Origin of the sequence: Brevundimonas sp. 'scallop', from assembly GCF_011045535.1 — a bacterium.
Lineage (GTDB): Bacteria > Pseudomonadota > Alphaproteobacteria > Caulobacterales > Caulobacteraceae > Brevundimonas > Brevundimonas vesicularis.
The window spans coordinates 922,796-941,174 of sequence record NZ_CP039382.1 but is presented as its reverse complement, the minus strand read 5'-3'; the positions used below and the strand labels follow the sequence as shown (position 1 = coordinate 941,174).

Annotated in this window: 19 protein-coding genes; 12 read left to right on the top strand and 7 right to left on the bottom strand. The window is 67.3% G+C overall.

All coding sequences use genetic code 11. From position 1 onward, the window contains the following. Positions 1–131: 131 nt before the first annotated feature. The 5 genes from E4341_RS04620 (at position 132) to E4341_RS04600 (ending at position 6,469) form a co-directional block, all read left to right on the top strand. Positions 132–1,952, top strand: a complete 1,821-nt coding sequence (locus E4341_RS04620; protein WP_165115535.1) for a von Willebrand factor type A domain-containing protein — start codon at positions 132–134, stop codon at positions 1,950–1,952. A gap of 60 nt (positions 1,953–2,012) precedes the next feature. Next, on the top strand, positions 2,013–2,420 hold the full coding sequence (locus E4341_RS04615) for a CBS domain-containing protein (protein WP_055752885.1): 408 nt from the start codon (positions 2,013–2,015) through the stop codon (positions 2,418–2,420). Positions 2,421–2,496: 76 nt separating this feature from the next. Beyond that, positions 2,497–3,066, top strand: coding sequence for a hypothetical protein (locus tag E4341_RS04610; protein WP_165115533.1), 570 nt, complete (start codon positions 2,497–2,499; stop codon positions 3,064–3,066). Positions 3,067–3,155: 89 nt separating this feature from the next. After that, the gene (locus tag E4341_RS04605; protein ID WP_165115531.1) at positions 3,156–5,540 is read left to right on the top strand and encodes an ATP-binding protein; all 2,385 of its coding nucleotides are present in this window, start codon (positions 3,156–3,158) and stop codon (positions 5,538–5,540) included. 50 nt (positions 5,541–5,590) lie between these two features. Beyond that, positions 5,591–6,469 (top strand): hypothetical protein, encoded by an 879-nt coding sequence (locus E4341_RS04600; protein WP_165115529.1) that lies wholly within the window; start codon positions 5,591–5,593, stop codon positions 6,467–6,469. A 25-nt stretch (positions 6,470–6,494) separates the two neighbouring features. On the opposite strand, the gene E4341_RS04595 is transcribed toward E4341_RS04600, so the two are convergent. The 5 genes from E4341_RS04595 to E4341_RS04575 form a co-directional block, all read right to left on the bottom strand. Beyond that, entirely contained in the window at positions 6,495–7,691 is a 1,197-nt protein-coding gene (locus E4341_RS04595) for an acetyl-CoA C-acyltransferase (RefSeq protein ID WP_165115527.1), read from the bottom strand. Positions 7,692–7,738: 47 nt separating this feature from the next. After that, on the bottom strand, positions 7,739–8,761 hold the full coding sequence (locus E4341_RS15420) for a flavin reductase family protein (protein ID WP_240893615.1): 1,023 nt from the start codon (positions 8,759–8,761) through the stop codon (positions 7,739–7,741). Positions 8,762–8,916: 155 nt separating this feature from the next. Continuing rightward, on the bottom strand, positions 8,917–9,543 hold the full coding sequence (locus tag E4341_RS04585; RefSeq protein ID WP_165115525.1) for a DUF1190 domain-containing protein: 627 nt from the start codon (positions 9,541–9,543) through the stop codon (positions 8,917–8,919). A gap of 4 nt (positions 9,544–9,547) precedes the next feature. After that, positions 9,548–9,961, bottom strand: coding sequence for a DUF350 domain-containing protein (locus E4341_RS04580; RefSeq protein ID WP_017506364.1), 414 nt, complete (start codon positions 9,959–9,961; stop codon positions 9,548–9,550). Between the two features lie 26 nt (positions 9,962–9,987). Continuing rightward, positions 9,988–10,635 (bottom strand): DUF2491 family protein, encoded by a 648-nt coding sequence (locus E4341_RS04575; protein ID WP_165115515.1) that lies wholly within the window; start codon positions 10,633–10,635, stop codon positions 9,988–9,990. A gap of 138 nt (positions 10,636–10,773) precedes the next feature. Here E4341_RS04575 and E4341_RS04570 point away from each other — a divergent pair, with 138 nt between their 5' ends. From E4341_RS04570 to E4341_RS04540, 7 genes are all read left to right on the top strand, one after another. Continuing rightward, positions 10,774–11,454 carry a YjfI family protein gene (locus E4341_RS04570; RefSeq protein ID WP_165115513.1) on the top strand — a complete coding sequence of 227 codons (681 nt, stop codon included), beginning with the start codon at positions 10,774–10,776 and terminating at the stop codon, positions 11,452–11,454. A 16-nt stretch (positions 11,455–11,470) separates the two neighbouring features. Next, positions 11,471–12,211: a PspA/IM30 family protein gene (locus E4341_RS04565; RefSeq protein WP_165115511.1), complete on the top strand. Its 741-nt coding sequence runs from the start codon at positions 11,471–11,473 to the stop codon at positions 12,209–12,211. Between the two features lie 3 nt (positions 12,212–12,214). Then, on the top strand, positions 12,215–13,393 hold the full coding sequence (locus E4341_RS04560) for a glutathionylspermidine synthase family protein (RefSeq protein WP_091748625.1): 1,179 nt from the start codon (positions 12,215–12,217) through the stop codon (positions 13,391–13,393). Positions 13,394–13,464: 71 nt separating this feature from the next. Continuing rightward, complete coding sequence (locus E4341_RS04555; protein WP_165115509.1) at positions 13,465–14,343, top strand: hypothetical protein; 879 nt, start codon at positions 13,465–13,467, stop codon at positions 14,341–14,343. A 145-nt stretch (positions 14,344–14,488) separates the two neighbouring features. Continuing rightward, positions 14,489–15,520: a tRNA dihydrouridine(20/20a) synthase DusA gene (dusA, locus tag E4341_RS04550; RefSeq protein ID WP_165115507.1), complete on the top strand. Its 1,032-nt coding sequence runs from the start codon at positions 14,489–14,491 to the stop codon at positions 15,518–15,520. Positions 15,521–15,581: 61 nt separating this feature from the next. After that, positions 15,582–16,250 (top strand): hypothetical protein, encoded by a 669-nt coding sequence (locus E4341_RS04545; RefSeq protein WP_165115505.1) that lies wholly within the window; start codon positions 15,582–15,584, stop codon positions 16,248–16,250. Between the two features lie 185 nt (positions 16,251–16,435). Beyond that, positions 16,436–16,993 carry a 3D domain-containing protein gene (locus E4341_RS04540; RefSeq protein ID WP_165115503.1) on the top strand — a complete coding sequence of 186 codons (558 nt, stop codon included), beginning with the start codon at positions 16,436–16,438 and terminating at the stop codon, positions 16,991–16,993. A gap of 74 nt (positions 16,994–17,067) precedes the next feature. Here E4341_RS04540 and E4341_RS04535 read toward each other — a convergent pair whose 3' ends face one another. Together E4341_RS04535 and E4341_RS04530 are read right to left on the bottom strand one after the other, a co-directional pair. Then, a complete protein-coding gene (locus E4341_RS04535; protein WP_165115501.1) occupies positions 17,068–17,958 on the bottom strand; it encodes a hypothetical protein in 891 nt (296 codons plus the stop codon). A gap of 82 nt (positions 17,959–18,040) precedes the next feature. Next, on the bottom strand, positions 18,041–18,364 hold the full coding sequence (locus tag E4341_RS04530; RefSeq protein WP_026108600.1) for an Mpo1-like protein: 324 nt from the start codon (positions 18,362–18,364) through the stop codon (positions 18,041–18,043). Between the last annotated feature and the right edge of the window lie 15 nt (positions 18,365–18,379).

Here is an 18,379-nt window from a genome sequence, read left to right as displayed (position 1 = left end):
GCCTTAGCGGCGATTGCGAGAGGACACGAAAGACACGCTGAAAGATCATCGTGCGTCGAGGGGGATTTGGCGCCACAGTTTCGCCCCATGACGACCCGCGACTGGCGGCAACAAAACAACCGGAGGAAGCCATGTCACGCGTAATCAGGATCGCGGCCCTGTCCGTTCTGAGCCTGTCGTTCGCCGCGCCGCCGGTCGCCGTGCCGACCGTCGCCCTGGCCAAACCGCTGGATGGCGAACCGACGCCGGCGGCGTGCCGACCGCTGGGGTTTGAGCTGCCAGTTCGTCGTGAGGCGGAGGATGTCGTCGTCACGGCGTCGCGTATTCAGGGCCGTAGCTCGACGAGTGCGCCGCCGGCGCCTCCTCCTCCTCCTCCTCCTCCTCCTCCTCCTCCGCCGCCGCCGCCGCCGCCGCCTTCGTACGCCCCGCCGCCAGCCGCGATGGCAGGCAGCGTGGCGGTCACCGGCTCGCGTGTTTCGCCCATCACGCCGGCGCCAGCGCCACCTTCCGCGCCCGCCGACACCGAACGCTACCCTGATGCGACGCCCAATCCGGTGAAGCGGACCAGCGATCAGCCGGTCTCGACCTTCTCCATCGACGTGGACACGGCGTCGTATTCGAACGTGAAGCGCTTCATCGACGAGGGTCGTGCGCCGCCCAAGGATGCGGTGCGGGTCGAGGAGCTGATCAACGCCTTCGACTATGATTATGCCCGCCCGACCAGCCAGACCCGGCCCTTCGCCATCACCACGGCGGTCGCGGCCTCGCCCTGGGCTGACGGGCGTCAGATCGTGCACATCGGCCTGCAAGGATATGAACTGCCGGCGGGCGAGCAGCGGCCGTTGAACCTGACCTTCCTGGTCGACGTCTCCGGCTCGATGGGCTCGCCGGACAAGCTGGACCTGGCCAAGAAGGCGATGAACCTGGCCATCGACCGGCTGAGGCCGCAGGACACGCTGGCCGTCACCTATTACGCGGAAGGCGCCGGCACGACCTTGCAGCCCACGAAGGGCGACGAAAAGCTGAAGATGCGCTGCGCGGTCGCCAGCCTGCGGGCGTCCGGCGGCACGGCCGGGGCGACCGGCATGACCAACGCCTATGACCAGGCCCAGGCGAACTTCGCGCGTGACAAGGTCAACCGCATTCTGATGTTCACCGACGGCGACTTCAACGTCGGCGTGACCGACGACAAGCGGCTGGAGGACTATGTCGCCGACAAGCGCGGGACGGGCATCTATCTGTCGGTCTATGGCTTCGGGCGGGGCAACTATCAGGACGCGCGGATGCAGACCATCGCGCAGGCGGGCAATGGGGTCGCGGCCTATGTCGGGGACCTGAGGGATGCGCGCCGGCTGTTCGGAGCGGCCTTCGACAAGGGCGCATTCCCCATCGCCGACGACGTCAAGATCCAGGTCGAGTTCAATCCCGCGCGCGTCGCCGAATGGCGGCTGATCGGCTATGAGACCCGGCTGTTGAACGAGGAAGACTTCAACAACGACCAGGTCGATGCGGGCGAGGCCGGATCCGGCGCCAGCGTCACGGCCCTGTACGAGATCACCCCCGTCGGCGGCCCGACCCAGGTTCCCGAAAGGCGCTATCCCGATAACCGTATCGGGGTCGGCGGCGGCGATCCGAACGGCGAGATCGGCTTTATCCAGGTGCGCTACAAACAGCCGGGCCAGAGCCGCTCGGACCTGATCCAGCAGCCGCTGACCAACCGCGCGGGCGGGTCGGTCAGCGCCCAGCCGCCCGAAGCCACGCGCTGGGCGATCGCGGTCGCCGGCTTCGGTCAAAAACTGCGGGGCGATCCGTGGATGACGGCCGACTATGGCTGGGATCGGATCATCGATCAGGCGCAAGGGGCCAGGGGCGAAGACCCCTATGGCGATCGGGCCGAGTTCGTTCAGCTGGTGCGGGCGGCCCAGGGCCTTCCCCCTATGCGGACGCCCTGACCGGAACCGCCACGCTCGCGGCGGGTTTTCCAGCGCAACGCTTCAACCAAGGAACCCGCCATGAAGATCCGCGACGTGATGACCAAGGACGTGCATCTGGCCCGCCCCGCCGACACCATCCAGGACGTGGCCAGCCGCATGGCCAAGGGCGGCTTCGGCTTCGTGCCCGTGGCGGACGGCGATCAGCTGATCGGCACCATCACCGACCGCGACATCGTGGTGCGCGCCCTGGCGACGGGCGCCGCCTCGAGCGCCTCTGTGGTGGAGTTCATCACCCGCGATCCGCAGACGGTGCTGGACACCGACGACCTGAAGGTCGTGCTGGACCTGATGGGCGCCAAGCAGATCAGACGCGCCCCGGTCGTGGACAAGCATGGCCGCGTGGTCGGCGTCGTGTCGCTGGGCGACCTGTCGACCCGCGTGAAAGAGAAATACGCCGGCGAGACGTTGGAAAGCATCTCGCGTTAAGACCTGCGTAACCGCGCCCCGACACCGGGCGTCAAGGATCGTCGTTCATGCTGTTCTTCGAATATCGGAGGATGGCATGGCGCGCGCGCAGTTCCAGAAGGGTCAGAAGGTCTGGGTCGAGTGCGTCGGCGCCTGGGCCTTTATCGAACAGGTCCAGCCCGTGTGGGCCAAGGGGTTCGAAGAGCCCGTACGCGTCACCTATGACGTAGGTCTGGGCCGCGAGTTCACTGCCAACGAACTGTTGCTGGCGACCGACGATCCGGCCTCGGATCAGGGCTTGGGCGACTGGCGGCTGCTGCGGGCACGCAACAAGTGGCAGCTACCCGAGGATTGCCTGCACCACCCCCACCCCGGCACCTATCCGGTCGTCGTTACCGATCGGGCGGACTGGGGCGGTTGGCGCGTGCCGGGCGCCGAATACGACCGCGATCCCCAGCATATCGAGTTTCAGGCCCGGCTGATCGCCGCCGCGCCCCAGCTGATGCGCCTGGCCCAGGATCTGGTGGATCTGGTCGCCGAGACGCCGGACGATGCGCCGCCGGCCGTCCTGACCCTGGCCCGACAGGCGCGCGATGTGCTGCATGGGGTGACGCGTGTGCTGGAGCCCGCGCCCGAACGCCTGCTGTCGCCGGTCGCCGCCGCTTAAAAACCCGTTAAAAGCGCGCGCTGAGCCTCGACACGAATCCGCGACGCAGCCTAGATTCCCGCAACGAAGCGTTTTCGGAGGGTCGGGGCTTGCGGGACGAGGAGCGGCGGGAAAATCGGTCGGGGCGTCGCGCCTCCGACCGCGCCGCCGGCGCGCCCGCCTGGTTGCGGATCGCCGTCCTGGTCCTGGCGCTGATCGCGGCCGCCTATGCCCTGATGGCGTCGCGCGAGTTCAGCCAGCCGACCCGCGAAATCAGCCGCCTGGAAGCCGAAAATCTGAAGCTGAGCGCCGAATTGGTCGCCAGCCAGACCGCGGCGCTGATCCAGTCGGCCGATGCGGGCCTGGCCGCAGGCCGCACCGCCATTGTCGCCAAACGCGCCCCCATAGAGGTCGTGGAAACCGCGCAGGCCGCTGCGCCCAAGGTCGCCTTCACCCTGGTCGGTCCCGGCGAGACGGTGCAGGCCGCCAAGGGCGAAGGATCGGTCGTGGTCGGCCAGGCCAATGCCGACGGCCTGAGGCTGGAGGCGCGGATCGCGCCGGTCCTGCCGAAAGGCGGCGAGACGCGTATCGTGTCGGCGGGCGGCGTGGTGCTGGCCTCGGCGCGCGCCGCCGAGATTGGCCAACCCATCCGCACCCTGATCGGCGTCGATGCCTCGGCCTTGGTCGGTCAGGCCGAACCGCGCGCCGTGAAACTGGGCGACCAGGCCGGCCTTGCTGCCGCCGCTCAGGCCCGGGCGGGCGGTCCCTATGGGGTCGCGATCTCGGAAGGGACGACCGCCTCCTTCTTCGACGACGCCTGGGTGGTGCTCGCGCCGCTGCTGCTGGGGGTCGGGGTCGTGGTCCTGTTCGTCCTCTATGGCCTGCGCCAGACGCGCCAGCACCGCGAACGGGTGGCGACCGAAAAGCGGTTCCGCATCGCCGTGGAAGCCGCGCGGTGCGGGGTATGGGAGTGGGATCTGGCCAAGGGCGAGGTGTCGCTGTCGGACTATATGGCCGCGCTGCTGGGCTTTTCGCGCGGCGGTGTGACCGACGCCGAAGATGTGATCGGCCGCGTCCATCCCCGCTTTCAGGAAGATTTCCGCCACGCCCTGCGCCAGGCGGCGGCCTATGGCGCCTTTGAGATCACCTTCCCGGTGGCGGGCCCGGACGGGCGGGCGCGGTGGATCGACGCGCGGGGCCAGGCGCGCGGCGAGCGCGGCGATATGGGCTTTTCCGCCATCCTGGGCGTTGCGCTAGACATCACCGAGGCCCGCCGCGCCAAGGCCGCCGCCCAGGCCGCCGAAAGCCGGCTGCGCGACGGGGTGGAGAGCATCTCCGAAGCCTTCGTCCTGTTCGATCGTCAGGGGCGGCTGATCCTGTGGAACCAGGCGTTCGAGGACGCCTTCGGCTTCGATCACGGCGTGGTGCGGCGTGGCGCCATGAAGGACGAGCTGAACCGGATCGCCGGCCTGGCCATCAAGGCTGAGCGTCGTCCGGCCAGCGGTCGTGCGGGCCTGCGCGAGGTCGAGCTGAACGACGGGCGCTGGCTGCAACTGTCCGAGCGGTTCACCTCCGAAGGCGGCTCGGTCGTGACCGCCGCCGACATCACCGCCATCAAACGCCAGGAGGCCGAGCGCCGCCGCGCCGCCGACGATCTGCGGGCCACTGTCGACCAGCTGGAATCCAGCCAGGAAAAGCTGTCGCTGCTGGCGCGCAAATACGAGGTCGCCATGACCCGGGCCGAGGCCGCCAACCAGGCCAAGTCCGAGTTCCTGGCCAATATGAGCCACGAGCTGCGCACGCCGCTGAACGCCATCAACGGCTTCTCGGAGATCATGGCCAGCGAGCTGTTCGGGCCGCTGAACGAGAAATACAAGGGATACGCCGGCGACATCCTGAAGTCGGGCCAGCACCTGCTCAGCCTGATCAATGACGTCTTGGACATGGCCAAGATCGAGGCCGGCAAGATGACCCTGCACTATGAGCCGGTGTCCTTGCGCGAGGTGTGCGAGGACGCGGTGCGGCTGATGCGCGGCAAGGTGCAGGAGGCAGGCTTGAAGATCGCGGTCGAGGCCGGCGACCTGCCCGACATCGAGGCCGATCAACGCGGCGTCAAACAGGTGATGCTGAACCTGATCTCCAACGCCGTGAAGTTCACGCCTGAGGGCGGCTCCATCGTCGTGTCGCTGAAACCCTTCATTGGCGCGCAGGGCGAGGACCGCGTTCGCGTCGCCTGCGCCGACACCGGCATCGGCATCGCGCCCGAGGACCTGGTCCGCCTCGCCCGCCCGTTCGAACAGGTCGAGGGCCAGCATTCCAAGACCACTCAAGGCACCGGCCTGGGTCTGGCCTTGACCAAGTCCCTGATCGAGATGCACGGCGGCCAGCTGAGCATGGAAAGCCAACCGGGCGTCGGCACGGTCGTCAGCTTCGACCTGCCGGTGAAGCGCCCGGATCAGACCGTGCAGCCGATCCGGGCGGCGTTCGCGGCTTGAGCATGGTCTGCACTATTGCAGATTGACGCGATGCGGATCACGCTCACCCCATGATCATCAAGCTTTCCACATCGTTCGCCGTCGCCTTGGCGGCCATCGCCGCCGTGGGATCCTTACAAGCGCAGACTTCTGGCGCACTAGCCACGATTAGGGTGACAGGAGATCCCTATGACACACTGCCGAATGAGATCGTGATTGAACCCGATACACCGCACATCGGGCGAACCCGGCGGGAGATAGAGATGCGGACCTGGCGGGCTGTGAGGACATCCGAAGGCCGGACCGATAGCATCACCTCGGATCAATGCCCGGCCCTTCGCCACGCTGCCTTGGCGTTCGGCAACATATCCGGCCAAGCATTGCGGGCGCGCGCCCTGACCGTCGCGTCAGACCCCATTCCGATGGGACCGACGATGAAGGACGGCTTTTCAACGGAGGTGACGTTCACCGGGCTTCAGGGCGATGGCGCGAGCGTCGAGCTCACGGCCAAGGGCGGAGCTTTCGCCCAGTGGGGCCACGCCACCGTCGCCGCCCTGCTTGACTGTTGGGCGCCGCTTATTCCTTCACCGCCTTCTGACCTAACGCCGCTGCAGCTTTTGAGCGGCCTGGACCTGACCTCTTTCCGCAACTCGACTGGCCCTTCCAGAGCCGAAGGCTTGAAGCGTCCCCACGATTGGGGTTTCGCCCGCGTTGTGATCCGCGACGACGTCGTCGCCTTGGAACGCCCCGGCGACTGGATCGTCGGTTTGCGAACTATTCGATGGACGCCCGAAGGCTTCATCGTCTGCTTTACGGACAAAGCTCTGAACGGCAGTTCCTATAACGCGCAGAGCACCCTGCGGCTGACCAACGATGGCTTGGGAGGCTTCAAGGCGGAAGAAACGCTGGCGCCCGATCCCACCTGCTCGCCAAACGCAGGACAGGGCTGACCAGCCGCCAACGCCTGAGCCCCCCCTAAACCAACTCCACGCCCATCGCGGTGGCTTCGCCGCCGCCGATGCAAAGGGCGGCCATGCCGCGGGTTTTGCGGTGGGCTTTCAGGGCGGACAGGAGGGTGGTCAGGACGCGTACTCCTGAAGCCCCAAGCGGGTGGCCCAGGGCGCAGGCGCCGCCGTTGACGTTGATCTTGTCGTGGGGAATGCCGAGTTCCTGCATGGCGATCATCGGCACGATGGCGAAGGCCTCGTTGACCTCCCAAAGATCGACGTCGTCGGCGCTCCAGCCCGCCTTCTTCAGCGCCTTTTGCAGGGCGAAGACGGGGGCGGTGGTGAACAGGTGCGGCTCATGGGCGTGGGCGGCCTGGCTGACGACGCGGGCGACCGGCGTCAGGCCCAGGGCTTGGGCCGTCGACTGGCGCATCATGACCAGGGCGGCGGCGCCGTCCGAGATCGAGGCGGCCGAGGCGGCGGTGATGGTGCCGTCCTTACCGAACGCGGGCTTCAGATTGGGGATCTTGGACGGGTCGGACCGGGTCGGCTGTTCGTCGCGGTCGACGGTGACGGGACCTTTGCGCGTCTTGACCTCGACCGAGGCGATTTCGGCGTCGAAGGCGCCTGTCTCCTGGGCGCGCTTGGCCCGGCCGGCGCTCTCAATGGCGTAGGCGTCCTGCTGCTCGCGGGTGAACTGATAGGCCTTGGCCGTGTCCTCGGCGAACTGCCCCATCAGCTTGCCGGGGGTGTAGGCGTCCTCCAGCCCGTCCAGATACATGCTGTCGGAAATGACGTCGTGGCCGATGCGCGCGCCGCCCCGGTGCTTTTGCATCAGATACGGGGCGTTGGTCATGGACTCCATGCCGCCCGCCACGATCACATCGGCCGAACCAGCGGCCAGCGCATCGTGCGCCATCATCGCCGCCTGCATGCCCGAGCCGCACATCTTGTTGATGGTGGTCGCCTCGGTCGAGACGGGCAGGCCTGCGCCCATGCCCGCCTGACGCGCCGGCGCCTGGCCGAGGCCCGCAGGCAGGACGCAGCCCATGATGATCTGCTCGACCTTCTGCGGATCCAGGCCCGCGCGGTCCAGCGCCGCCTTGACCGCGACGGCGCCCAGGTCGGTGGACTTGGCGTCGGACAGCGCGCCCTGGAAACCGCCCATCGGGGTGCGGGCGTAGGAGACGATGACGACGGGATCGGCGGACGTGGTCGCGGACATGGGACGGCTTCCTCTATATTCGGGCGAGAGATAGCGATCCCGGACGGTCAGGAAAAGTGCAGCCGCCGATACTTGCCTCGGAAATAGAGCAACGGATCGCGGCGCGGCTCGAACCGGGCGCGCCGGACCCGGCCGATGATGACCAGGTGATCGCCGGCCTCGACGATCTGTTCGGTTCCGCATTCGAAACTGGCCAGGGCGCCCGAAAGGATGGGCGCGCCGGTTTCCCATGTCTCCCACGCCACGTCCTGGAACCGGTCGGCCTGAGATCGGGCGAAGACGCCGGAGGTCGGCTGCTGGCCGATATGCAGGACGTTGATGGCGAAATGTTCGGCCTGGCGGAAACGGTCGACATTGGTGGACGAGCGGGCCAGGCAGAACAGGATCAGCGGCGGGTCCAGCGACACCGAGGAGAAGGAGTTGGCGGTCAGGCCGACAGGCTGTCCGGCCTCGTCCAGGGTCGTGACCACCGTCACGCCGGTGGCGAAACAGCCCAGGGCGTCGCGCAGGGTGCGCGGGTCGGAACCGGCCTGGTAATGCAGGGCGTCGCGCGGGGCGTGGCGTTCGAGGAAGCCCAGGAGGGCGGCGTTCTCGGCCTCGACCGCGTCCGGCGCCTCGGCGCGCGCGATCGTCTGGATCGGAACGCCGGCCAACTGTGTCTCAAGCTCGAGCGAGACAGCCCCCTGCCCTTCGGCGACGACCACCAGACAGCTGGCCAGGGCCGGGCCGGTGACGGCGAGCGCAGGGACGACGGCCGCCAGCGTCGTGTCGGAACAGACGATGGCCGGGCGAGAGGGAAGCTCGGTCAGCAGTCGACGCAGGGCGGCGGAGCTGTCGTCCGCTTTATCAAAATCGGCTGCGAGCATGACGTGGCGGCCGGCCTCGACCAGCGCGCGCACCGACCGGCGCCAGTCGCCGGACAGATGCTCGGGCGCGCCGATCAGCAGGACGATGGGATCCTCGGGGTCGCCCCAGCTTTCGACGTCCAGGCCTAGAGCGAAATCGGTTGCGTTGGACGCAGTCCGACGCGGCTCAGATTTCGCTCCAGCATCCTCTGGAGCCTGATTCACGGCATCAGCGGGATCGCGAAGCGATCCCCCCTCAGCCGATCAGGCTCTAGGTTCGGGGGCGGCGATGCGGTCATGAGGCGGGGCGGTCCGGTCTGTCGTGAAGCGTGAGAGCGATCCCTATTAGGGGAAGACCGGCGCCGGGCGCCAGAACTGTATCAGCCGCCGTAGCCCCGGCCGCCGCCGCCGAAGCCGCCGCGCGAGACGACGGTGGTGCGGCTCTGCACCCGCGTCGGGGCCTGACGGGCGACGTCGCCATGCTCGCGCGCATTGGTCAGGGTCTTGCCGGTGCGATAGTCGCGGTAGGCGTAGCCGCCGCCATAGCCGTTGGACAGCCGCCCCTCGCGGTCGCGGTACAGCGGTCCGCCGCCGCGATAGCCGCCGCCGTTCAGCATCTGGCCGACGATGAAGCCGGTCAGCAGCGGGGTGAAGAAGGAGCCGCCGTTGTTGTTCGGCTGGCATTGCGACGGTCCCCACTGACCCTCGCACTCCTCGCGCGTGGCGTAGCGCGGCGCGGTCTTGGCGGCCTCCTGCTGAGCCTCGGTCAGGGCGGCGTCGCATTCGTTGTCGGGAATGTCGTTGGCGGCCTTGCACTCGTCCAACGACTGATAGGCCAGGGTCGGTTCGGGCTCGGGCGCAGGCACGCGCTGGGGCGAGCCGCAGGCGGCCAGCGAGAAGCTGGCGGTCGCCATCAGGCTGCTGACGTGCAGGACGCGCGAGCGCTTCAGCCGGCGCATGGTGTCGGTCTTGGCCAGGTTTTGGGGCAGGTCTTTGGGGTCGGTCATGGGTTCACGACGTCATGCAGGCGGCGTTGAGCAGGCCGACGCAGATGGAGATGGAGGCCAGATAGACGGCCGCAGCGATCTCGCCCGCCTCGATGCGGACGACCAGGTTGCGGAAGGCCATTCGGCTGATGGCGACGAAGACGACGATCTGGATCACGCCGGCCAGCAGAGCCCAGGCTGCGAACTCCATCAGGCTGACGGTGTGCGACAGGGCCGAGGCCAGAGGCAGGACATAACCGATCAGGGCGCCGCCCAAGGCGATGGCGGCGGCGGTGTTGCCTTCCCGGATCAGCGTATGTTCGTGATACGGCGTGACCCACTGGTAGATCAGTTTGAAGGCCAAGGTGAAGGCGCCCGCCATGGCGAAGGCGATCAGGAAGGCGATCGCCCCCTGCTGAAAAATGAACCAGTCGAACATCGGTCTTGCCCCCTAGGATTGCGCGCTCAGGCGCGGAACTCGGCCATTTCCAGCGGAATGCCGATCATGATTTCGTGCGTGGTGTCGCCGCCCTCGGGCTGCTGCTCAAGCGCCAGCATCAGCTCGCGCCCGCCGCCCAGTTCGCGCGCATACAGCATGCAGGTCTGGAAGATCTTGGCATAGGGCGCCGTCGCGGCGCGGTCGTCCCAGATCGTCTCCCAAAGGGTGACCGGCGGCTGGATCGCGTCGCTCTCGGCGAACCAGAAGCGGGGATAGTCGGGCAAATCTTCGGCCCCGCCGTGAAAGACCGGCGCCGACAGGCGGTCGCGCCAGATGCGGCGTTCGCGCTCGCCCGGCGGATAGGCCGAGGTCCAGGGCACGAACAGGCTGAAGTCGTAGGATTCCAGCCCGGCCTCGTCGTCGCTCATGGCCTGAAGCATGACGTGGTCGTCGGTGTAGAAGCGATGCACGAACTGACCGCTGTCCAGGCTGACCAGCCCCTGCGCCGATATGTCCAGCACGTCGCGATCCAGGCTGAAATGGGTCTCGTCGCCCAGCCGGCGCCAAGCCAGCGGATCCAGCGACACGGTGCGGCCCACGGTGATGTTGCGCACCGTCGCCAACCGATTGGCAGGCGCAGCCTTCTCCGACGATCCAAAAAGCTTCTTGAACATGGGCGACTATCTAGGCCCGATGCGCGCCGACGGCGAGCGAACAGAAGCGATGCGACCGAATGAGGCGGTTCATGGCGCGACATTCCGTCCGATCTTGCGTCAAGTCAAGCGTTCATGTTACGCGTTTCATGTAACGATATGCCGACCGACACATCGCCCTCTTCCGCCGCCAACGATCGCATTCGTGCGTGGCGACAGGCGCGTCGCGAGGCGGGCCTGGTCAAGCTGGAGCTTTGGGTGCCGGCCGCCGCGCGCGACGACGTCAAGGCGGCCGTTCGGGCCATCGTCACCGACTCAACACGCGGGCCGCAGCTTGCGGGGCGCCCGCGCCGCTCCACTTCCGATTCCATCACCCCTGGAGACGACCATCAAATGGACGCCGTGATCGAGACCCCCTGGACCGTACCCGCCATCAAGGCGGCGCTGGACGGCTCAACCCTGCTGCGTGACGGCGAAATGACCCTGCGCGTGGTCGAGGGCGCCGAGCCGGTGCTGCTGGCGACCATGCACGAATACGGCGACCTGCCGGTCTATCTGAGCGTCGGCGGCGCCCAGATCGTCTGTTCGGTGCTGCTGTGGCCCGTCGCCGAGCAGAGGGATCGCCACGCCTTCAACGAGTTTCTGCTGAAGGCCCAGCGTGTGGTGCCCCTGTCCAACTTCGCCATCACCAATGTCGGTGGCGAAGACGTGTATGAGCTGATGGGCGAACTCTCTTGCAAGACGACGCTTCAGACCATCCTCATCGAACTGCGCACCCTGGCCGAGAATGCGATCGACGCCACCGAACTGCGTGAAACCTTCGGCGCCGACGCCGCCTGATCCCGGAAGACCGACCATGTCCATGCTCAGAAAACTGTCCGCCCTGTTCCGCGGCTCGGCCCACGATGCGGCCCAGGGCGTCGTCGACGCCAATGCGCTGAAGATCCTCGACCAGGAAATCCGCGACGCCGACAACGCCCAGGGCAAGGCCCGCGATGACCTGGCCGGCCTGGTGGCGCGCCGCCGCATGGCCGAAAACGAGATGGCCAGCTTCCGCGACCAGGTCGCCAAATACGAAAGCTCGGCCCGCACAGCCCTGGGTCAGGGCAAGACTGATCTGGCGCGCGAAGTCGCCGGCCGCATCGCCGAGCTGGAGGCCGAGATCACCAGCCGCGGCCCGCTGATCGAGGACATGAAGACGGCCGAGACGCGCCTGCGCACGGCCATCGCCTCGACAGACCAGAAGATCGAGACGCTTCGTCGCGAGATCGACATCGTCAAGGTCAACGATTCCGTCCAGAAGGCCCAGACGTCGGTCGCCCTGAACTCGGCCGGCGCCCAGTCGCGCATCGGCTCGGCGGCGGACAGTCTGCAACGCATCAAACAGCGCCAGGCGATCCAGGAAGAGAAGCTGAACGCCAGCCAGGCGCTGGAGGATCGTCGCACCGGCGCGGACCTGGACGCCAAGCTGCGCGAGGCCGGCATTCTGCCCGGCCATTCCTCGGCCGACGACGTCCTGGCGCGCCTGAGCCAGCCTCAGGTGACGGTGGTCACGCCGCGCATCGGCCAATCCACGCCCGACAAAGACCCGGCCTGATCCATGGAGCGTCTGCGCTTCGATCCCCGCACCGACTGGGACGCCAAGGCCGAGGAACTCGGCTTCACCTGGCGCCACACCGACGGCAAACCCTATTGGGACGAGACGGCGGCCTATGCCTTTTCGCTGGCCGAGATCGAGGACGGGATCGAGGCGCCGACCGAGGAACTGCACGGCCTGTGCCTGGAGCTGGTCAACGAGGCGGTTCAGTCCGAGCGGCTGATGGAACAGCTCGATATTCCCGAGACCATGCGGGACTATGTGGCCGACAGCTGGAAGCGGGGCGACCCGTCCCTCTATGGCCGGTTCGACTTCGCCTATGCCGGCTCGGGGGACGGGACGGGTCCGGCCAAGCTGTATGAATACAACGCCGACACCCCGACCAGCATCTATGAGACGGCGGTGTTTCAATGGCTGTGGCTGGAGGACCAGATCAAGGCCGGCGCCCTGCCCGCCGATGCGGATCAGTTCAACAGCCTGCATGAGAAGCTGGTCGATCGCTTCCGCGCCATCTTCCCGAACGGCGGCTTCGTGCATTTCGCCTCGGACGCCGATTTCGTCGAGGACCGCCAGACGGTACGCTTCCTAGAAGACCTGGCCCAGCAGGCCGGGCTGGAACCCCAGTTCGTCGCTATCGACCAGATCGGGCTGAACGCCGACGGCCGGTTCGTCGACCACGAGAACTGGATCATCCAGGCGATGTTCAAGCTCTATCCCTGGGAGCAGATGCTGCGCGACGACTACGCCGCGCCCCTGCCGACGGCGGACGTGACCGTGCTGGAGCCGGCGTGGAAGAGCATCCTGTCCAACAAGGCCATCCTGCCTCTGTTGTGGGAGCGGCATGCGGGCCACCCCAACCTGCTGGAAAGCTATTTCGAGGGTGATCCGGCCGAGGCGGCGCTGGGCTCGTCCTATGTGCGCAAGCCGTTGTTCTCGCGCGAGGGCGACAATGTCGAACTGATCGACCAGGGCGTCAGCGCCGCAGAGGTGGTGGACGGCGGCTATGGCGAAGGACGTCACATCCGCCAGGCGCTGTGCGATCCGCCCCTGTTCGACGGCAACCATGTGATCGTCGGGTCTTGGGTCGTGGGAACCGAACCGGCGGGCATCAGCCTGCGCGAGGACACGGGGCGCATCACGAGGAACACCTCGCGCTTCGTGCCGCACTTCATCCGCGACTGAGACGCAGGCAGGCAACCAAGCCGGACGACCATCGTTTTGTCGGCTGACATCAACCGACAAGAAGCCTCCCCATGCGCAACGTCCGCCTCGCCCTGATCGCCACCACCGCCCTGACCCTCGCGGGCGGCGCGGCAGTCGCCCAGACGCAATATCCTTCGACGACCCAGGATCGGCTGGGCGCAGTCGTGGGCGCCCTGTTCGGCGATCGTCTGGGCCTGTCGGCGATGGATCAGGCCTGGCTGCGCGGCGGCCGTCCGCTGCGTGACGGCCAGAGCCAGTTCTCGACCCGCGTGGACGCCAGCGTGCGCGCCGGAAGCGTCTCCGCCTCGGCCGCGACCCGGCTGCGCGCCGACTATTCGGCGCTGGTCGATTTGGAGAACCAATACGCCGTCGGCGGCATCTCGGCCCAGGAACGCGCCGATCTGAACGCCCGCTACACCGCCCTGACCCAGACGCTGGAAGCCGGCGCCTCGGGCTATGCCGACATAGACACCGTCGCCCAAGGCCGTGCGGACTTCGAGACCCGCGTCAACGCCGCCGTGACCGCGCGCCGCATCACCCGCACAGAGGCGACGCGCCTGAAGTCCGACTATCAGGCCCTGATCCAGCTGGAGAGCCGCTACAGCGCCGATGGATCGATCAGCGCCAGCGAGCGCGCCGATCTGGACGCCCGTCTGGACGCCCTGGACCTGCGGGTCGGCGACGGCCCAGCCGGACAGACGCCGTCCGCCAACCTGCCCGCCCGCACCCGTCTGGCGAACCTGGAAACCGCCCTGACCGCCGCCGAGCGTTCGGGCGTCGTCAGCCGCACCGAGGCCGCCGACATCCGCGTCGAGGCCGGCGATCTCGCTCGCCTGGACGCCGCCTACAGCCGCACCAGCCCCTCGTCCGACGACACGGCCTACCTGAGCCGCCGCATCGGCGAACTGGAACTGCGCGCCCGCCGCTAAGCGTGACCAAAGCGTCCCGTGTGATCCGGCACGGGACGCCTCTCCGGCTACACCTGTGCATTGGGAGCTCTGATTTCACGGCAGCGCGGAAATGGCGTATGGGCACCCGCAGTCGCCCCTGCATCGCCGGTCAAGCCGCAACCCCATGTCCCTGAAAGCCTCCCGCACGCTGTCCATCGCCCCGATGATGGACTGGACCGATCGGCATTGCCGGGCGTTTCACAGGGCGTTGACGAGCCGGGCCTTGCTCTACACCGAGATGGTGACGGCGCCGGCGGTGTTGCATGGGGATCGCGAGCGGCTGCTGGGGTTCGATGCGCTGGAGCATCCGGTGGCCTTGCAGCTGGGCGGGTCGGATCCGGCGCAGTTGGCCGAGGCCGCCAAGGTCGGCGAGGCGTTCGGCTATGACGAGATCAATCTGAACGTCGGCTGCCCGTCGGACCGGGTGCAGTCGGGCCGGTTCGGGGCCTGTCTGATGCGCGAGCCGGAGCTGGTGGCGGACTGTATGGCGGCCATCGCCGAGGCCGTCAGCGTGCCCGCGACCGTCAAATGCCGCATCGGCGTGGACGATCAGGATCCAGCCGTCAGCCTGTTCGCCACGGTGGACGCCTGCGCCGCCGTCGGGATCGAGGTCTTCGTCGTCCATGCGCGCAAGGCCTGGCTGAAGGGGTTGTCGCCCAAGGAGAACCGCGACGTGCCGCCGCTGGACTATGATCTGGTGCGCCGGCTGAAGCGCGAGCGGCCGCATCTGAACATCTCGATCAATGGGGGCATCGCCTCAATGGACGCGGCCGAGGCGCATCTGGCCGAGGTCGACGGCGTCAAGCTGGACGGGGTCATGCTGGGCCGCGCCGCGTATCACGAGCCGGCCATTCTGGGTCAGGCGGATCGTCGCCTGTATGGCGCGCCGGTCGAGGACACCGACGCCTTCGCCGCGCTGGAGCGCTATCGGCCCTATATGGCCGCGCGTCTAGATGAGGGCGTCGCCCTGCCCGCGATGGCGCGGCATATGCTGGGGTTGATGCACGGCCGGCCGGGCGCGCGGGCGTTCCGTCGCATTCTGACGGTCGAGGCGATCAAGCCCGGCGCCGGCCTGGAGGTGCTGGACCGCGCGGCGGAGGCCGTGCGCGAGGCTGAGGCGAGGCGCGACACGGCGCCCGGCGACTGGGCGGCGTAACCCAATCTTCAGAGCTGGCCGGTAAGGTTAAGAGAACCCTGCCGTTTCGGACCCGCACGCCATGAAGACCCTGCTGATCGCCGCCGTCATCGCGACCGCCCTGCCCGCCACATCGGCCCTGGCGCAGGCTGACGGCCGGTTCGCCGTCGGCGCCCAGGTCGGCACGCCGGGCGCCGGCCTTCAGGCCCAGTTCGCGCTAAGCCCGGTCGTGGTGCTGCGCGGCGGCTATGACGTGCTGAAATGGGATCGGGACCAGACCTACAAGGGCATCGATTACGACGCCAAGATCGACTTCAAGTCGCCGGGCGCCTTTGTGGACCTGCATCCGTTCCGCAACGGCTTTCTGATCTCGGGCGGGGCCTATTTCGGCGATCGCAAGGTCGATCTGGATGCGACGCCCACCGGAAACGTCAATGTCGGCGGCGCGACCTTCACCCCGGCCCAGGTCGGGACATTGACCGGCCGCATCGACCTGGAGAGCACCGCGCCCTTCGTCGGCCTGGGCTATGACAACACCTTCACGCGCGGCGGAAGGCTCGGCTTCCGCATTCTGGCCGGCGCGGCCTTTGGCGATGCGCCGCAAGTGGATCTGGACGCTCACGGCGGGACGCTGTCGAACGACCCTACCTTCCGTTCGCGTCTAGATCAGGAAGAGCGTGAGATTCAGGCCGAGGCCGATGATTACAAGGTCCTGCCGGTGCTTCAGGCGGGCCTCAATTTCAAGTTCTGACGCCCGGGGCGTCGTGCCCAAGCGCTAAGGCTGGGGATAAATAAGTTATGCAAAACAGGGCATTAACCTAGAAACAAATCGTAACAGACGGCGCCGAGGCGGGTTTCGCCACTTTCTCGCCACAGGTTAACGCGACAAGGCCAGCGCCGGCGGCGTTGGGAGCCGGTGTCTCCTGAGCGAAACTCATGATCGGCGCCTCCGCTGCTATCGCCATGCTTTGGGCTGCCGTATCGTCTGTGACGAGCGGGCCTGTCCCCTACAAAGACGTCGTAGCGGCGGATCAAGTCAGGACTGAAACCCCTGCCGCCATCGTCGGTTCCGATGAAGTCGAGACCGCTCTGAACGCCGAACAGGCCGAGCTGATGGCCTCCGATCCGGACTGGCGCGCCTCGGCGCGCCTCTATCACGCAGGCGGCGGCGGCGCGACGGGCAACGATTCGCTGGGTTGCCGTCCGATCGCCATGCGCACCGTCGCGGTCGATCCCCGCGTGATCCCGCGCCGCACCAAGCTGTTCATCCGCGAAACGGTCGGCATGCGTCTGGCCGACGGTTCGATCCACGACGGCTACTGGTACGCCTCCGACACCGGCGGCGCGATCAAGGGCCAGAAAATCGACCTCTATACCGGCAACGGTCGTGGCTCGATGAACCAGGCGCAGCGCCTGAACATGCGCACCCTGACCATCGTGGACGCCGGCGATTTCGAAGGTTGCCCCCCGGCCTGGACCACCGCTTCCAACTGATCCGGCCGATCATGAAAAACGCCGGCTGACCGCGAAGGTCAGCCGGCGTTTTCGTGTCTGATGGCTTACGCCGATCAGTCCAACTCGGACACTTCCAGCGTCGACTGCACCATCGAGCCATTATAGGTGCCGACCCAGATGTCGTAGCGGCCGCTCTGCGGATTGGTGATCGTCACCTTCGGATCGACGCCGCCCGCGCCGTCGTCGTCGCAGTAGAAGCGGCCGTTAGGCGTATTGATCAGCAGGGTGGTGTCCTCGTCCGCGCGAACGCGGAAGGTCAGATCGGCGTCGCCCGGCTCGAAGAAGATCTGGATGTCCGGGGCCGAGCTGACCGAACCCTCGCAGCCCGCCTTGGCGGCCGAGGCGGGCGAGGAGCCGCCGGCCAGGATCGACTTGGTCCAGGGGTCGGGCGTGAAGCCGCCGCGCAGATTGGCCGTGCCGTAGTTGGGCTCAAGATCGATATTGGGCGCCGCGCCCGCCGTCGCAGCCGTGCCGCCCAGTTCGCTGATCTGCAGCGTCGACTGGACCATGTTGTCGTTATAGGTGCCCAGCCAGATGTCGTAGCGACCGCTCTCGGGATTGGAGATGGTCACCATCGGGTCCAGGTCGCCGCCGCTGTCGTCGTCGCAATACCAGCGGCCGCCGGGGCTGTTGACCAGCAGCGTCGTGTCCTCGCTGGCGACCGCCTTGATGGTCAGGTCCAGATCGCCGGCTTCGAAGTTCAGTTGCAGATCGGGCGCGGCGCTGACCTTGCCCTCGCAGCCCGACTGCGCCGCCGAGGCGGCGATCGAACCGCCCGCCAGGATGGACTTGGTCCAGGGATCGGGCGTGAAGCCGGTCTCCAGCCGCACCGAGCCGTAGTTGGGGTCCAGGGTGAAGTCGGGCTTGGCCCCGCTCTTCTGCGCCAGGCTGACGCCAGGGGCGAGCAGCACGGACGCGGCGGCGATGACGGCGATGGATTTCATGATGCTCCCTCCAGCAGCGGCGCAACGCCGCAGGGGGAGACTATTCCGTTTCGCCGAACCGTGCAGCTTGAAATGCGGTCTTTCAGAAGCGGCGCTTGCCCGTCACTGTCTCGAAGAACAGGCGAAAGTCGCCCATCAGGCTCCACAGCGGATATTTAAACGTCGCGGGCCGGTTCTTTTCGAAGAAGAAATGCCCGACCCAGGCGAAGCCGTAGCCCAGCAGCGGCATGGCGAGCAGCCACCAGGCGTTCCGCGTCGCCACGAAGGCGACGAAGGCCGAGATCACCAGAAAGGTGCCGACGACGTGGATGCGCCGACACGTCCGGTTGGAATGCTCGTGGATGTAATAGGGATAGAAGGCCTCGAACGAGGCGTAACGGCCCTCAGGTGCGGACGGCGTGCTCATGGGCGGAGGGTGCGC

Excerpts from the sequence above, each read along its gene's own strand:
- E4341_RS04620 (WP_165115535.1), top strand. The coding sequence starts at position 132 with ATGTCACGCGTAATCAGGATCGCGGCCCTGTCCGTTCTGAGCCTGTCG.
- E4341_RS04615 (WP_055752885.1), top strand. The coding sequence starts at position 2,013 with ATGAAGATCCGCGACGTGATGACCAAGGACGTGCATCTGGCCCGCCCC.
- E4341_RS04610 (WP_165115533.1), top strand. The coding sequence starts at position 2,497 with ATGGCGCGCGCGCAGTTCCAGAAGGGTCAGAAGGTCTGGGTCGAGTGC.
- E4341_RS04600 (WP_165115529.1), top strand. The coding sequence starts at position 5,591 with ATGATCATCAAGCTTTCCACATCGTTCGCCGTCGCCTTGGCGGCCATC.
- E4341_RS04595 (WP_165115527.1), bottom strand. The coding sequence starts at position 7,691 with ATGTCCGCGACCACGTCCGCCGATCCCGTCGTCATCGTCTCCTACGCC.
- E4341_RS04585 (WP_165115525.1), bottom strand. The coding sequence starts at position 9,543 with ATGACCGACCCCAAAGACCTGCCCCAAAACCTGGCCAAGACCGACACC.
- E4341_RS04580 (WP_017506364.1), bottom strand. The coding sequence starts at position 9,961 with ATGTTCGACTGGTTCATTTTTCAGCAGGGGGCGATCGCCTTCCTGATC.
- E4341_RS04575 (WP_165115515.1), bottom strand. The coding sequence starts at position 10,635 with ATGTTCAAGAAGCTTTTTGGATCGTCGGAGAAGGCTGCGCCTGCCAAT.
- E4341_RS04570 (WP_165115513.1), top strand. The coding sequence starts at position 10,774 with ATGCCGACCGACACATCGCCCTCTTCCGCCGCCAACGATCGCATTCGT.
- E4341_RS04565 (WP_165115511.1), top strand. The coding sequence starts at position 11,471 with ATGTCCATGCTCAGAAAACTGTCCGCCCTGTTCCGCGGCTCGGCCCAC.
- E4341_RS04560 (WP_091748625.1), top strand. The coding sequence starts at position 12,215 with ATGGAGCGTCTGCGCTTCGATCCCCGCACCGACTGGGACGCCAAGGCC.
- E4341_RS04555 (WP_165115509.1), top strand. The coding sequence starts at position 13,465 with ATGCGCAACGTCCGCCTCGCCCTGATCGCCACCACCGCCCTGACCCTC.
- dusA (WP_165115507.1), top strand. The coding sequence starts at position 14,489 with ATGTCCCTGAAAGCCTCCCGCACGCTGTCCATCGCCCCGATGATGGAC.
- E4341_RS04545 (WP_165115505.1), top strand. The coding sequence starts at position 15,582 with ATGAAGACCCTGCTGATCGCCGCCGTCATCGCGACCGCCCTGCCCGCC.
- E4341_RS04540 (WP_165115503.1), top strand. The coding sequence starts at position 16,436 with ATGATCGGCGCCTCCGCTGCTATCGCCATGCTTTGGGCTGCCGTATCG.
- E4341_RS04535 (WP_165115501.1), bottom strand. The coding sequence starts at position 17,958 with ATGAAATCCATCGCCGTCATCGCCGCCGCGTCCGTGCTGCTCGCCCCT.
- E4341_RS04530 (WP_026108600.1), bottom strand. The coding sequence starts at position 18,364 with ATGAGCACGCCGTCCGCACCTGAGGGCCGTTACGCCTCGTTCGAGGCC.